This is a genomic window from Pseudomonas sp. P7758, assembly GCF_013386485.1.
GTDB lineage: Bacteria > Pseudomonadota > Gammaproteobacteria > Pseudomonadales > Pseudomonadaceae > Aquipseudomonas.
On the sequence record NZ_JACARS010000037.1, the window covers coordinates 33,370 to 47,353 of the forward strand.

The 13,984-nt window shown below is 61.6% G+C and carries 13 protein-coding genes; 7 read left to right on the top strand and 6 right to left on the bottom strand.

From position 1 onward, the window contains the following. Nucleotides 1-13: 13 nt before the first annotated feature. Together HX873_RS09400 and HX873_RS09405 are read right to left on the bottom strand one after the other, a co-directional pair. Nucleotides 14-373: a PilZ domain-containing protein gene (locus HX873_RS09400; protein ID WP_008432342.1), complete on the bottom strand. Its 360-nt coding sequence runs from the start codon at nt 371-373 to the stop codon at nt 14-16. A 226-nt stretch (nt 374-599) separates the two neighbouring features. Then, the gene (locus HX873_RS09405) at nt 600-974 is read right to left on the bottom strand and encodes a tol-pal system YbgF family protein (protein ID WP_003214151.1); all 375 of its coding nucleotides are present in this window, start codon (nt 972-974) and stop codon (nt 600-602) included. Between the two features lie 175 nt (nt 975-1,149). On the opposite strand from HX873_RS09405, the gene pyk reads away from it, so the two are divergent. Then, a complete protein-coding gene (gene pyk / locus HX873_RS09410; protein ID WP_003214149.1) occupies nt 1,150-2,601 on the top strand; it encodes a pyruvate kinase in 1,452 nt (483 codons plus the stop codon). 199 nt (nt 2,602-2,800) lie between these two features. Here pyk and HX873_RS09415 read toward each other — a convergent pair whose 3' ends face one another. Further along, nucleotides 2,801-3,550 carry an enoyl-CoA hydratase-related protein gene (locus HX873_RS09415; RefSeq protein WP_177122602.1) on the bottom strand — a complete coding sequence of 250 codons (750 nt, stop codon included), beginning with the start codon at nt 3,548-3,550 and terminating at the stop codon, nt 2,801-2,803. A gap of 30 nt (nt 3,551-3,580) precedes the next feature. After that, entirely contained in the window at nt 3,581-4,513 is a 933-nt protein-coding gene (locus HX873_RS09420) for an iron-sulfur-binding ferredoxin reductase (RefSeq protein WP_102605688.1), read from the bottom strand. A gap of 216 nt (nt 4,514-4,729) precedes the next feature. Between HX873_RS09420 and HX873_RS09425 the strand changes: the two genes are divergently transcribed. The 5 genes from HX873_RS09425 to HX873_RS09445 all read left to right on the top strand — a co-directional run bounded on the left by HX873_RS09425 (nt 4,730) and on the right by HX873_RS09445 (nt 11,921). Then, complete coding sequence (locus HX873_RS09425; protein ID WP_003214142.1) at nt 4,730-6,253, top strand: fumarate hydratase; 1,524 nt, start codon at nt 4,730-4,732, stop codon at nt 6,251-6,253. Between the two features lie 216 nt (nt 6,254-6,469). After that, entirely contained in the window at nt 6,470-8,236 is a 1,767-nt protein-coding gene (locus HX873_RS09430; protein ID WP_003214141.1) for an ATP-binding protein, read from the top strand. Continuing rightward, on the top strand, nt 8,230-9,555 hold the full coding sequence (locus tag HX873_RS09435) for a sigma-54 dependent transcriptional regulator (RefSeq protein WP_102369796.1): 1,326 nt from the start codon (nt 8,230-8,232) through the stop codon (nt 9,553-9,555). Before HX873_RS09430 ends, HX873_RS09435 begins: the two co-directional genes overlap by 7 nt. Nucleotides 9,556-9,844: 289 nt before the next feature. Further along, a complete protein-coding gene (locus tag HX873_RS09440) occupies nt 9,845-11,164 on the top strand; it encodes an MFS transporter (RefSeq protein WP_003214136.1) in 1,320 nt (439 codons plus the stop codon). Nucleotides 11,165-11,288: 124 nt separating this feature from the next. Then, nucleotides 11,289-11,921, top strand: coding sequence for a flavin reductase family protein (locus tag HX873_RS09445; RefSeq protein WP_177122603.1), 633 nt, complete (start codon nt 11,289-11,291; stop codon nt 11,919-11,921). 157 nt (nt 11,922-12,078) lie between these two features. Here HX873_RS09445 and HX873_RS09450 read toward each other — a convergent pair whose 3' ends face one another. Continuing rightward, nucleotides 12,079-12,327 carry a hypothetical protein gene (locus tag HX873_RS09450; protein WP_177122604.1) on the bottom strand — a complete coding sequence of 83 codons (249 nt, stop codon included), beginning with the start codon at nt 12,325-12,327 and terminating at the stop codon, nt 12,079-12,081. A gap of 43 nt (nt 12,328-12,370) precedes the next feature. Continuing rightward, the gene (locus HX873_RS09455; RefSeq protein ID WP_003214130.1) at nt 12,371-12,712 is read right to left on the bottom strand and encodes an antibiotic biosynthesis monooxygenase family protein; all 342 of its coding nucleotides are present in this window, start codon (nt 12,710-12,712) and stop codon (nt 12,371-12,373) included. Between the two features lie 326 nt (nt 12,713-13,038). Here HX873_RS09455 and HX873_RS09460 point away from each other — a divergent pair, with 326 nt between their 5' ends. After that, complete coding sequence (locus HX873_RS09460) at nt 13,039-13,968, top strand: AraC family transcriptional regulator (RefSeq protein ID WP_177122605.1); 930 nt, start codon at nt 13,039-13,041, stop codon at nt 13,966-13,968. The last annotated feature ends 16 nt before the right edge of the window (nt 13,969-13,984 follow it).

Below are 13,984 nucleotides of genomic sequence, written 5' to 3' on the forward strand. Positions count from 1 at the left end.
CCGGATGCAGCACCTAGGCAGAGGCCTGCAACGGATCAAAGCTGAAGTAATCCAGCAGCGCGCTGATCACCTCCCCATATTCGGCAGGGGCCTGGGATATGCTGAACCCGGAATCGTAATGCTGGGGGTTTATATCCTCATGACACCACAGGCAGGTGGCCGTGAGGTCTACCGCCTGCACCTCACCCTCAGGCCCGGGGATCTTCAAGCGCAGCTCGAACTCCACATCGACCATCATGGGTAACTGGCTGATCAACATCAGGCCCTGCTCGGAAACATTGCCCAGATAGCCGATTGGCTTGTCCGTCAGGCGGTTGAACACTTGAAGGAAGCAAGGTAACTGATGCCGCTCGATCCGTCGGTGAGTAAACATGATGAGGTCGCCATCCAATGGCCATATATGTGGCCGCTCCAGTGATTCGAAACGAGCCTGAAGGCCCGCTCTCCCCGGATATCGGTGCGACAACCGCAAACGGGTTGCCACTTTTACAGCTGCCAAATCCGGGAACGCCATCCGTTTGAATAGAAACTTATACAAACTGACATTCAAAGATTAGCCCAAGACTGGCAACGAGCCAGCTATGGCATGACAAATATCATCACAACGACGCCGGCCGCGGCTGGGCAACGCTCGCGCCGGGGTAATGCCCCAGTTGCTGCAGGGTATCCAAACGGGCACGGGCACGGAATGCGTACTCGCTCGCCGGGTACTGGCTGATGATGAACTGATAGGTTTGCGCCGCATCGACAAACAGCTTCTCGCGCTCCAGGCACTGCCCGCGCAACATCGAGACTTCCGGTTGCACGTAGCGCCGGGAACGGCTTTCACGGTCGACCTGGGACAACTCAAGGGTGACCCGCTGGCAATCGCCCACACCGTAGGCGCGGTACGCATTGTTCAAATGATGGTCCATCGACCAACGGGTGCAGCCGACAACACTGACGGCCAGGGCAGCAATGATCACGATTCGCATGGGGGTTCTCCTGTCTTGTGCAGTGTATCGACCCTTCATCGAAAATCTTCAAGGTTGTTCATCTGTTCATGCAGAGTGAAAACAAGCGAATCATCGATAAGTAGTGCAAACGAACAATGACTACAACCAAAGAGCATAGTAGCCTTCCCCAGCGCTTGAACTCAGGAGTCCGTGCATGTCCGTCCGTCGTACCAAAATCGTCGCCACCCTTGGCCCGGCCAGTAACTCGCCGGAAGTCCTCGAACAGCTGATTCTGGCTGGCCTGGACGTTGCCCGTCTGAACTTCTCCCACGGCACCCCGGACGAGCACAAGGCTCGCGCCAAGCTGGTGCGTGACCTGGCCGCCAAGCATGGCCGCTTCGTGGCGTTGCTGGGTGACCTGCAAGGCCCGAAAATCCGTATCGCCAAATTCGCCAACAAGCGGATCGAGCTGAAGATCGGTGACCAGTTCACCTTCTCCACCAGCCATCCCCTGACCGAAGGCAACCAGCAAGTCGTGGGTATCGACTACCCGGATCTGGTGAAAGACTGCGGCGTGGGCGACGAACTGCTGCTGGACGACGGCCGTGTGGTAATGCGCGTCGACACCGCCACCCCGACCGAACTGAATTGCACCGTGATCATCGGCGGCCCGCTGTCGGACCACAAAGGCATCAACCGTCGTGGCGGTGGCCTGACTGCCCCGGCCCTGACTGAAAAAGACAAGGCCGACATCAAGCTCGCCGCCGAAATGGAAGTGGACTACCTCGCGGTATCCTTCCCGCGCGACGCCGCCGACATGGAATACGCCCGTAAACTGCGCGACGAAGCCGGCGGCACTGCTTGGCTGGTGGCGAAGATCGAACGCGCCGAAGCCGTGGCCGATGACGAAACCCTCGACGGCCTGATCAAGGCTTCCGACGCCGTGATGGTTGCCCGTGGCGACCTGGGTGTGGAAATCGGTGACGCCGAGCTGATCGGTATCCAGAAAAAAATCATCCTGCACGCACGTCGCCACAACAAGGCGGTGATCGTTGCGACCCAGATGATGGAGTCGATGATCCAGAACCCGATGCCAACCCGTGCCGAAGTGTCCGACGTGGCCAACGCCGTGCTCGACTACACCGACGCCGTGATGCTTTCAGCTGAAAGTGCGGCTGGCCCGTACCCGCTGGAAGCCGTGCAGGCCATGGCACGCATCTGCGTCGGCGCTGAAAAGCACCCGACCAGCAAGACCTCCAGCCACCGTATCGGCAAGGTCTTCGAAAGCTGCGACCAGAGCATCGCCCTGGCGGCCATGTACACCGCCAACCACTTCCCGGGTGTGAAAGCGATCATCGCCCTGACCGAAAGTGGCTACACGCCGTTGATCATGTCGCGCATCCGTTCCTCGATCCCGATCTACGCGTTCTCCCCGCACCGCGAAACCCAGGCCCGTGCGGCCATGTTCCGCGGCGTCTACACCGTACCGTTCGACCCGGCATCGCTGCCGCCTGAGCAAGTCAGCCAGGCCGCGATCGACGAGTTGCTCAAGCGCGGCGTCGTGGAGAAAGGCGACTGGGTCATCCTGACCAAGGGCGACAGCTACCACACCATCGGCGGCACCAACGGCATGAAGATCCTGCACGTTGGCGACCCAATGGTCTGAGTGACCGCTCGCTGAAAAACAAAAGCCCTGCCATGTGAATGGCGGGGCTTTTTGCATTGCAAATTGGCTTGTGTGTTGGCTTTACTGGCCTATTCGCGAGCAAGCCCGCTCCCACATTTGATCGCGTACATCCTGAAGAAACACGGTCGAATGTGGGAGCGGGCTTGCTCACGAAGACGGCCGACCAGTCAACGCTCATTCATCTCCGAGTGATAAACCCCGACAACGCCGCAATCGCCTCCGGCGACTTCAACCTCTGGGTAAACAACGCCCCCTCCTCCTCGATCACCTTGCGCAACTGCTCGCGATCAACGCTTTTCATCAGATGCTTGCTGACTTGCACCGCGCCCGGCGCCAGGGTCTCAAACCGTCCAGCAATTTCCCGTGCCTTGGCCAGGGCCGATTCACCGCTGCCCAATGCCTCGGTGGCAATGCCCCAGGCGGCAGCCTGTTCGCCGGTAAACCCTTCACCCAGCAGCAGCAACTCCGCCGCCTTGGCGTGCCCCAGCAATCGCGGGAGGATCAAGCTGGACCCAAACTCCGGACACAGCCCCAGGTTGACGAACGGCATGCGCAACCGTGCATCCCGGCTGACATACACCAGGTCACAATGCAGCAGCAGCGTCGTGCCAATTCCCACCGCCACGCCCGCCACCGCCGCAATCACCGGCTTGCGGCAGTTGAGCAAGCTGCGCATGAAATTGAAGACCGGGCTGTCGAGATCCGCCGGCGGTTGTTCGAGGAAGTCGCCAATATCGTTACCGGCGGTGAAGCACTCGCTGCTGCCCTGGATCAGCACGGCATTCACGCTGGTATCGGCATCCGCCTGCTCCAGTGTTTCGGCCAATTGGCTGTACATGGCGCGGGTCAGGGCATTTTTCTTGTCCGGGCGATTGAGCTGCAAAATCAGCAACCCGCGTTCGCGTTGCTGCAGGATGGCATCGGTCATGACAAATCTCGCGGCTGGGAAATTCAGCGCTCAACCACGGGGCAGGAACACATCGGCCAGCAGTTGATTGCGCGGCAGTCCGGCCAGGAACAGGCGCTTGGAAAAGGCCTCGACACTGGCCGGGTGCCCGCAGAGTAAAGCCAGAGTTTGCCGGGAAACAAGCCGCAGTTGCGCCAACGCCTGCGTCACCTCAGCCGCTGTCCATAGCTCAACGGTCACGTTCGGATGCGCACCAGCCAGCTGGGCCAATGGCCCGGCGAGGTAGTGACCGCCCGCGTCATGGGCCAGGTGAATGACCCGGATGGCGCCCTGGTGATCCTGGCGCAAGGCCTCGCGCAACACGCCCCATAGCGGGCCGAGTCCGGTGCCCGAGGCCAGCAGCCAGAGCGGCCGCGATTGCCAGTCGGGGTCGTACTGCAAGGCGCCGCCCCGCAATTCGCCCAGGCGCAGGCTGTCACCGGCCTTGAATTGGCGGGCGGCGTCGCTGAATTCGCCGGGCAGGCGGCAATCAATGTGAAATTCGAGAAACGGATCTTCCTGGGGCAGGCTGGCCAATGAATAAGGCCGCGCAACGCTGCCGGCCCACAACACCAGATGCTGCCCCGCCCGGTAGCGCAAGCCGCGTTCGGGTTGCAGCCGCAAGCGCAGTACACTCGGGGTCAACCAATCGACGCTCAGCACCGTCGCCGGCAACCCGTCACGCAGCGGGTCGAAGGCTTCGACCTGCAAGTCACCTGCGACCTGGCACTGGCACGCCAGGCGCCAGCCATCCTGGCGCTGCGCCGGGCTCAGGGCATCCGGCTGGTTGTCCTGGATATCACCCTGGCAACGCACCAGGCAGGCATGGCAGCTGCCGGCGCGGCAACTATAAGGCACGGCCACGCCCGCCTGGTTCAGGGCATCCAGCAGGTTGCTGCCGGCGGCTACCGACCAGTGGCGTTCACCGACGTGAAGTTCAGGCATCAAGGGTCTCGGATCAAAAAGGCGTCTACAGGGAATCACGCCCCGTAGAGTTTGACCATAGTCGGGTGTATCGGCCACCGTGGCGGGTTATACTGCCGCGCCTTTTTAGCGTCGCGCCTGCACCACTTTGGCGTGCCTTGGAAAGGTGGCTTCAGCCGACCGATGCAACACTGACGCCACCTTTATTGAATGTTCCCTTATAGAGGAGCGCGACTCATGACCGTGATCAAGCAAGACGACCTGATTCAGAGCGTTGCCGACGCCCTGCAATTCATTTCCTACTACCATCCCGTTGACTTCATCCAGGCGATGCACGAGGCCTACCTGCGCGAAGAATCGCCAGCGGCCCGTGACTCCATGGCTCAGATCCTGATCAACTCGCGCATGTGTGCCACCGGCCACCGCCCGATCTGCCAGGACACCGGGATTGTCACCGTATTTGTACGTGTAGGCATGGACGTGCGCTGGGATGGCGCCACCATGAGCCTGGACGACATGATCAACCAAGGCGTGCGCCAGGCCTACAACCTGCCGGAAAACGTCCTGCGGGCTTCGATCCTCGCCGACCCGGCCGGTGCGCGTAAAAACACCAAGGACAACACCCCTGCCGTGATCCACTACTCCATCGTCCCGGGTAACACCGTGGAAGTGGACGTGGCCGCCAAGGGCGGTGGTTCCGAGAACAAGTCGAAAATGGCCATGCTCAACCCGTCCGACTCGATCGTCGACTGGGTGCTCAAGACCGTTCCGACCATGGGCGCCGGCTGGTGCCCACCGGGCATGCTTGGCATCGGCATCGGCGGCACCGCCGAGAAAGCCGCGGTAATGGCCAAGGAAGTGTTGATGGAATCCATCGACATCCACGAGCTGAAGAAGCGCGGCCCGTCCAACCGTATCGAAGAGATGCGCCTGGAGCTGTTCGAGAAGGTCAACCAACTGGGCATCGGCGCCCAGGGCCTGGGTGGCCTGACCACCGTGCTCGACGTGAAAATCATGGACTACCCGACCCACGCGGCCTCGCTGCCGGTGTGCATGATCCCCAACTGCGCCGCCACCCGTCACGCGCACTTCGTGCTCGACGGCTCGGGCCCTGCATCGCTCGAAGCGCCACCGCTGGACGCCTACCCGGAAATCGTCTGGGAAGCCGGCCCGTCGGCCCGTCGCGTCAACCTCGACACCCTGACCCCGGAAGACGTGCAGAGCTGGAAGCCGGGCGAAACCGTGTTGCTCAACGGCAAGATGCTCACCGGTCGCGACGCCGCGCACAAGCGCATGGTCGAGATGCTGAACAAGGGCGAAACCCTGCCGGTGGACCTCAAGGGTCGCTTCATCTACTACGTCGGCCCGGTTGATCCGGTGCGCGAAGAAGTGGTGGGGCCTGCCGGTCCGACCACCGCCACGCGGATGGACAAGTTCACCCGCCAGATCCTCGAGCAAACCGGCCTGTTGGGCATGATCGGCAAATCCGAGCGCGGCCCGACCGCTATCGAAGCGATCAAGGACCACAAGGCGGTTTACCTGATGGCAGTGGGCGGCGCGGCTTACCTGGTGGCCCAGGCCATCAAGAAATCCCGCGTCGTGGCGTTCGCCGAGCTGGGCATGGAAGCGATCTACGAGTTCGACGTGAAAGACATGCCGGTCACCGTTGCCGTTGATAGCAAGGGCGAGTCGGTACACATCACCGGTCCTGCCATCTGGCAGAAAAAGATCAGTGAAAGCCTGGCGGTAGAAGTGCAGTAAGCATTTCCCCTGCAAGGATAAAAGGCGACCACTACGGTCGCCTTTTTTTGTTTCATGCACCTCTCACTGTGGCGAGGGAGCTTGCTCCGCTCCAGTGCGCAGCGCTCCCATTTTTTTGGGGCCGCTACGCGCCCCAGCGGGAGCAAGCTCCCTCGCCACAACAGCCATGCGCCTCATGCTATGGTGCTCGCCCCCAATTGCACTGTTCATCCTCGAATGATCGCGATTCCCCGGCCTTTGCGTTTGACCTTCTACTCCCTGCTGATCATCGCCGGTGCGATGCTGGCTGCCGCCCTGGCTACCCGCCACGCCGAACGCCTGGCCCTGGTGGATGACGCCGCCCGCGCCAATCAGCAGCTCATGCTTTATGGCAACTCCTTGCACACCCTGATCGAACGTTACCGCGCCCTGCCCGCCGTGCTGGCCCTGGACTCGGAAATGATCAGCGCCCTGAAGGGCCCGCTGGACACCGCCACCCAGGATTTGCTCAACCGCAAGCTGGAGCGCATCAACGGTGCCGCCCAGTCTTCCACCCTGGAACTGATGGACCGCAACGGCCTGGCCGTGGCCGCCAGCAACTGGAACCTGCCCAGCAGTTATGTGGGGCACAACTACGCGTTTCGCCCGTACTTCAGCCAGACCCTGAGCCAGGGCACCGGGCGGTTTTATGCGGTGGGGGTGACCACCGGGATTCCGGGGTATTTCCTCTCCAGCGCGGTGGTCGGCGAGAACGAACAGTTCCTCGGTGCCATGGTGGTCAAGCTGGAGTTCCCGGAACTGGAGCGCGAGTGGGCCCAGGGCAATGACTTGCTGCTGGTCAGCGATGCCCGGGGCATTGTGTTTATCGCCAATCAGCCGGGCTGGCGCTACCGCGCGCTGCGTCCGTTGTCGGACAGCGACCACGCCGAACTCAAGGCCACCCGCCAATACGACAAGAAACAATTGCTGCCGCTGGACACCGAAGCCTTGCAGCGCTTTGACGAAAACAGCCACCTGATGCGCGTCGACGGCCCCGACGGCAAGGCCAATTACATTTGGGAATCCCTGCCGCTGAAGGCCGAAGGCTGGACCTTGCACCTGCTGCGCAAGCCACAATTTGCCTTTGAAGACCAACGCAACGCCGGCCTCGCCGCCGCCGGCTCATGGCTGGCGCTGGTGTTCCTGGTGCTGTTCCTGACCCAGCGCTGGCGCCTCGCCCGCTTGCGCCAGCGCAGCCGCGAAGAACTTGAACAACTGGTGGAAGAACGCACCCGCGCCCTGCGTACTGCCCAGGATGGCCTGGTGCAATCCGCCAAACTGGCAGCGCTGGGGCAGATGTCTGCCGCCCTCGCTCACGAAATCAACCAGCCATTGACCGCCCAGCGCATGCAGTTGGCGACTCTGCGGCTGCTGCTGGACCATGGCCGGGTGGACGACGCCTACCAGGCCCTGACCCCGCTGGACGACATGCTCACACGCATGGCCGCGCTCACCGGCCACCTCAAGACCTTCGCCCGCAAGAGCCCCAGCGGCCTGCGCGAACGCCTCGACCTGGCGACGGTGGTGGACCAATCCCTGCACTTGCTCGATGCGCGCCTGCGGGACGAAGCCATCGGCACCGTACTGGACCTGACCCGCCCGGCCTGGGTACGCGGCGACGCGATCCGCCTCGAACAGGTGCTGATCAACCTGCTGCGCAACGCCCTCGACGCCATGGCCGACAAGCCACGCAAGCGCCTGGAGATCCGTCTGCACGCCGATCAGCAGCTATGGCACCTGACCGTCAGCGACAGCGGCGGCGGAATCGCCGAGGAAAACCTCAACAGCGTGTTCGACCCGTTCTTCACCACCAAGCCGGTAGGCGACGGGCTCGGCTTGGGGCTCGCCGTGTCGTACGCTATCGTCCACGAACTTGGCGGGCGCCTGAGCGCCGGCAATCAAGGTGACGGGGCGATCTTTACCCTGACCTTGCCCATCGCGCTGGAGACACCAGACCTATGTTGAATGCGGTGATTGTGGTCGACGACGAAGCCAGCATTCGCACGGCCGTCGAGCAATGGCTGAGCCTGTCGGGCTTTGAGGTGCAGTTGTTCAGCCGCGCCGAAGAATGCCTGGCGAAATTGCCCCGGGACTTTCCCGGGGTGATCCTGAGCGACGTGCGCATGCCCGGCCTCAGCGGCCTGGAGTTGCTGGCTGAAGTGCAGCGGCGTGACGCCGACCTGCCGGTGATTCTGCTCACCGGCCACGGCGATGTGCCGATGGCCGTCGAGGCCATGCGCGACGGCGCCTACGACTTCCTCGAAAAACCCTTCAGCCCCGAGGCCCTGCTCAGCAGCCTGCGCCGGGCGCTGGACAAGCGCGGGCTGGTGCTGGAAAACCGCCGGTTGCATCAGCAGGCCGATCACCGGGCCCAACTGGAATCGAGCCTGCTGGGGGTGTCCCGGGGTTTGCAGAACCTGCGCCGGCAAGTCCTGGACCTGGCCGGCTTGCCGGTCAATGTGTTGATTCGCGGCGAAACCGGCAGCGGCAAGGAACTGGTCGCCCGTTGCCTGCATGATTTCGGCCCCCGGGCAAAGAAGCCGTTTGTGGCGCTGAACTGCGCGGCGATTCCCGAGCAGCTGTTTGAAGCCGAGCTGTTCGGCCATGAAAGTGGCGCGTTTACCGGCGCCCAGGGCAAGCGCATCGGCAAGCTGGAATACGCCAATGGCGGCACGCTGTTTCTCGATGAGATCGAAAGCATGCCGCTGGCCCAGCAGGTGAAATTGCTGCGGGTGTTGCAGGAGCAAAAACTCGAACGGCTCGGTTCCAATCAAAGCATCAAGGTGGACTTGCGGATCATCGCCGCCACCAAACCCGACCTGCTGGACGAAGCTCGCGCCGGGCGTTTTCGCGAGGACTTGGCCTATCGCCTGACCGTCGCACAACTGCGCCTGCCGCCGCTGCGTGAACGCCGGGAAGACATTCCCCTGCTATTCGAGCACTTTGCACAAAGCGCCGCCGAGCGCCTGGGCCGCAACTTCGCGCCCCTGAGCGGACCCGCGCTGGGGCGCCTGCTCAGCCATGACTGGCCGGGGAATGTGCGGGAGCTGGCCAATGCCGCTGAACGCCAGGTGCTGGGGCTGGGTGAACCGGAGCCGGAAGGCATCGAAGCCGGGCAATCGTTGGCGGCGCAGCAGGAAGCATTTGAAGCCCATTGCCTGAAAGCCGCGCTGACCCGGCACAAAGGCGATATCAAGGCGGTGCTGGCCGAGCTGCAGCTGCCACGGCGCACCTTCAATGAAAAAATGCAGCGCCATGGCCTGGCGCGGGATACGTTCCTCTAACCCGATCGTTCCCACGCTCCGCGTGGGAATGCAGCTCTGGACGCTCCGCGTCCGCCCTTAAAATCGTGACGCGGAACGTCACAGGATGCGCGCCCACGCAGAGCGTGGGAGCGATCTTCGTCGGCGGTTTTCCGCTCATCCCCCTTGATTCATCAGCAATTTTCCGCTCAAAAATTTCCGCAAACCCTTCTAGACCGGGCCTTCATCGGCTTGGCACAGCTCCTGCTATAGCCCAGCCAGGCTGCGCTTCCGCGCGCTCCACAAAAACAATTAGATGAAGGATCCTTAAATGGATAACTCCAACTCCCTGCCTCTGGGGTCGGCGACTGCGCCGGCAAAAGGACGCACCACCTCCAGCCGTATCAGGTCGATCTTCAGCGGATCGGTCGGCAACATGGTCGAGTGGTACGACTGGTACGTCTATGCGGCTTTCTCCCTGTATTTCGCCAAGACCTTTTTCCCGAAAGGCGACACCACCGCCCAGCTCTTGAACACCGCCGCGATCTTCGCCGTGGGCTTCCTGATGCGCCCGATTGGTGGCTGGCTGATGGGCCTGTACGCCGACAAGGTCGGGCGTAAAAAGGCCTTGATGGCCTCGGTATACCTGATGTGCTTCGGCTCGCTGCTGATTGCCCTGAGCCCGGGCTATGAAGCCATTGGTATCGGTGCGCCGATCCTGCTGGTATTCGCCCGTTTGCTGCAGGGCCTGTCGGTCGGCGGTGAATACGGCACCTCCGCCACTTACCTCAGCGAGATGGCGACCAAGGAACGTCGGGGCTTCTACTCCAGCTTCCAGTACGTGACCCTGATCTCCGGCCAGCTCATCGCCCTGGCGGTATTGATCGTGCTGCAACAATTGCTGACCACCGAACAACTGTACGACTGGGGCTGGCGTATCCCGTTCGCCATCGGCGCCCTGTGCGCGGTAGTGGCGCTGTACCTGCGTCGTGGCATGGAAGAAACCGAGTCGTTCACCAAGAAAGAAAAGGCCAAGGAAAGCGCAATGCGCACCTTGATGCGCCACCCCAAGGAACTGATGACCGTAGTCGGCCTGACCATGGGCGGCACCCTGGCGTTCTACACCTACACCACCTACATGCAGAAATACCTGGTGAACACCGTCGGCATGAGCATCTCCGACTCCACCACCATTTCGGCGGCCACGCTGTTCCTGTTCATGTGCCTGCAACCCATCATCGGCGGGCTGTCGGACAAGGTTGGCCGCCGGCCGATCCTGATCGCCTTCGGCGTCCTCGGCACCCTGTTCACCGTGCCGATCCTCACCACCCTGCACACCATCCAGACCTGGTGGGGCGCGTTCTTCCTGATCATGGCGGCGCTGATCATCGTCAGCGGCTACACCTCGATCAACGCCGTGGTGAAGGCCGAATTGTTCCCCACCGAAATCCGCGCCCTGGGCGTTGGCTTGCCCTATGCGCTGACCGTGTCGATCTTCGGCGGCACCGCTGAATACATCGCGCTGTGGTTCAAGAGCATTGGTATGGAAACCGGTTACTACTGGTACGTCACCGCGTGTATTGCGGTGTCGCTGTTGGTGTATGTGACCATGAAGGACACCCGCAAGCATTCGCGGATTACTACGGACTAAGGGTTCTGCCAGGATAAAAAAGGGGCTGTGTCAGTGTATGACACAGCCCCTTTTTCATTGGCGAACACTCCACCTGAGTGCACTATGATGCCCTTCCCCGAACCACCAGCAGGAACCCCGGCCCATGTCCGACGATATTCATTTCTACGAACCCGCCAACGGCCACGGCCTGCCCCATGACCCGTTCAATGCGATTGTCGGCCCGCGCCCGATTGGCTGGATTTCGTCACACGACAGCCAGGGCCGCCTGAACCTGGCGCCCTACAGTTTCTTCAATGCGTTTAACTACATTCCGCCGATCATTGGATTTTCCAGCGTCGGGCGCAAAGACAGCCTGAACAACATCGAACAGACCGGTGAGTTCGTGTGGAACCTGGCCACCCGCCCGCTGGCCGAGCAGATGAACCAGAGTTGCGCGCCGGTATCACCCGAGGTCAACGAGTTTGAATTGTCGGGCCTGACGCCGGTGGCTTCAAAGGTGATCGCCGTGCCTCGCGTGGCCGAAAGCCCGGTGTCGTTCGAGTGCAAGGTGACGCAGATCATTCAACTGCAGCGCGCCGACAAACAGCTGGTGCCAAGCTGGTTGGTGCTCGGCGAGGTGGTCGCGGTGCATATTGCCAAGTGGCTATTGAAAGACGGGGTGTACGACACAGCTGCCGCCCAGCCGATCCTGCGTGGAGGTGGCCCGGCGGATTATTTTCAGTTGGGGCCGGAAGCGCTGTTCAAAATGTACCGCCCAGGCGCCGCGAAACGCTAATTGGAACGAGATAAAAATGTGGGAGCGGGCTTGCTCGCGAAGGGGGCGTATCAGTCAATGCATATGCCAACTGATCCACCGCATTCGCGAGCAAGCCCGCTCCCACACAAGCCCGCTCCCACACAAGCCCGCTCCCAGATTTGGATCAGCGGTGTTTTTAGTTGGCGGAAGTTGCCCAAGAGAGCTGACCGTCTTCATCTACATCGACCAAGCGCTCCAGTTGCAGCGCTGCGGCATCGTCGGCGTCGGAGGCAGTCTTGAACGTCTGTCCATCGAGGATCTTGTGAAAGCGCGGTGCGCCCATGCCATCCAGCGCCTTGACGGCGATGGCGGCGCGATAGCCACCCTCTTCTTCACGCACCAAGGCGGAAACGGCTTCGTGGTGGGCAAACTCTTTACGTGCCATGTTGCAGGTCCTGGCCAATGGGAAAGGCGGCCATTCTAAAGCACTAGCCCGCCAGTTGCAGGTACTCGCCATAGGCATTGGCCGCCGAGGCGTCGGTGAAGGTCTGGAAGTCCATGCTGCGAACCACCATGTCATTCAACAACTCGGTGAAGACCATCAGCGCCGGCGAGCTGAAGTAGGCACTCATCGCCTGCTCGCTGCTCCAGAAGCCCGACACCAACCACACATCCGGGTCGGCCAGGGAGTGCTGCAACGAGAATTGCAGGCAACCCTGAGCCTGGCGGCCCGGTTCGATCAAACTGCTCAAGCGTGCACCCAGTTCGGTGCTGTACCCGGTACGGGCACGGATAAAGGCCATATGGCTCGCGGGAATGGGGGTGGACATGTTCGACTCTCCCGTTGAGAAGTGATGCTCGGCAAGCACTGTGAGGGCGTGTTGCCATAGGATCAAAGATACGGGCGCGGGGGTGGATGCGGTTAGTCAATTCCTGCTGGCTTATTGCACAATCCTGCGAGATGCGTAGATATAGCAATCGGCCTGCGAAGTTTATTCCCGGCATGACTGCCGTATTTCAGGGGGATGACAGTCCTAGGCTTGCCTGATTCACGATTTTTCGCAGGATCAGGCAAGGATTGTGCAGAATCGAAGTACCGCTTTTTGCAAAGCCGCCTTTAAGCTGTGCCCATCGTCAAAGCACCAGAGGATGTCCCATGTCGTCGCCCGAACTTCGCTCCACCCCCCTCGACGCCGATATGGAAAAGCAGCGCGCAGAACTCGCCGGCATCGTTCGCCGGCATACCTGGGAGGATGGTTCCTACGGCACGGCGATCACGTCGCTGTATCTCAACCGTCATAACTCCCCGCGTGAATTCACGCCGGTGCTGGTTGAGCCCGCGCTGTGCATCCTCGCCCAGGGGCGCAAGGAAGTGCGTTTGGCGGATGAAGTATTCGCCTATGACCCGCTCAATTACCTGGTGTTTTCGGTAGCGATGCCGGTGGCCGGGCGCATCCTTGATGCCACGCCGGAAGACCCCAACCTGTCGATTCGGGTGAATATCGACCCGGCACAGATTACCGCACTGATTGCCGAAGCCGGGCCGATGGGCGTGCCCCCGCGCCCGACCTCCCGAGGGATGTATGTCGACCGCCTGGACAACCAGTTACTGGACGCCGTGCTGCGCCTGACCCGATTGCTCGACACACCGAAAGACATCGCAATGCTCGCGCCGCTGATCAATCGGGAAATTCTCTATCGCCTGTTGCGTGGTCCACAGGGCTATCGGCTGTATGAAATTGCCGTCGCCAACAGTCAGAGCCATCGGGTGAGCCAGGCGATCACCTGGTTGAACGGCAACTACGAACAGCCCCTGCGCATTGATGACCTGGCCAAGGAAGTGAACCTCAGCGTCTCGACCTTGCACCACCGCTTCAAGGCGATGACCGCCATGAGCCCGTTGCAGTACCAGAAGCAACTGCGTTTGCAGGAGGCTCGGCGGTTGATGATCGCCGAGGGCCTGGAAGCCTCGGCGGCGGGGTATCGGGTGGGCTATGAGAGCCCATCGCAGTTCAGCCGCGAATACAGCCGGCTGTTTGGTGCGCCGCCGTTGCGGGATCTGGCCAGGTTGCGCCAGAGCGTCTAACCACGGTTATAACGCC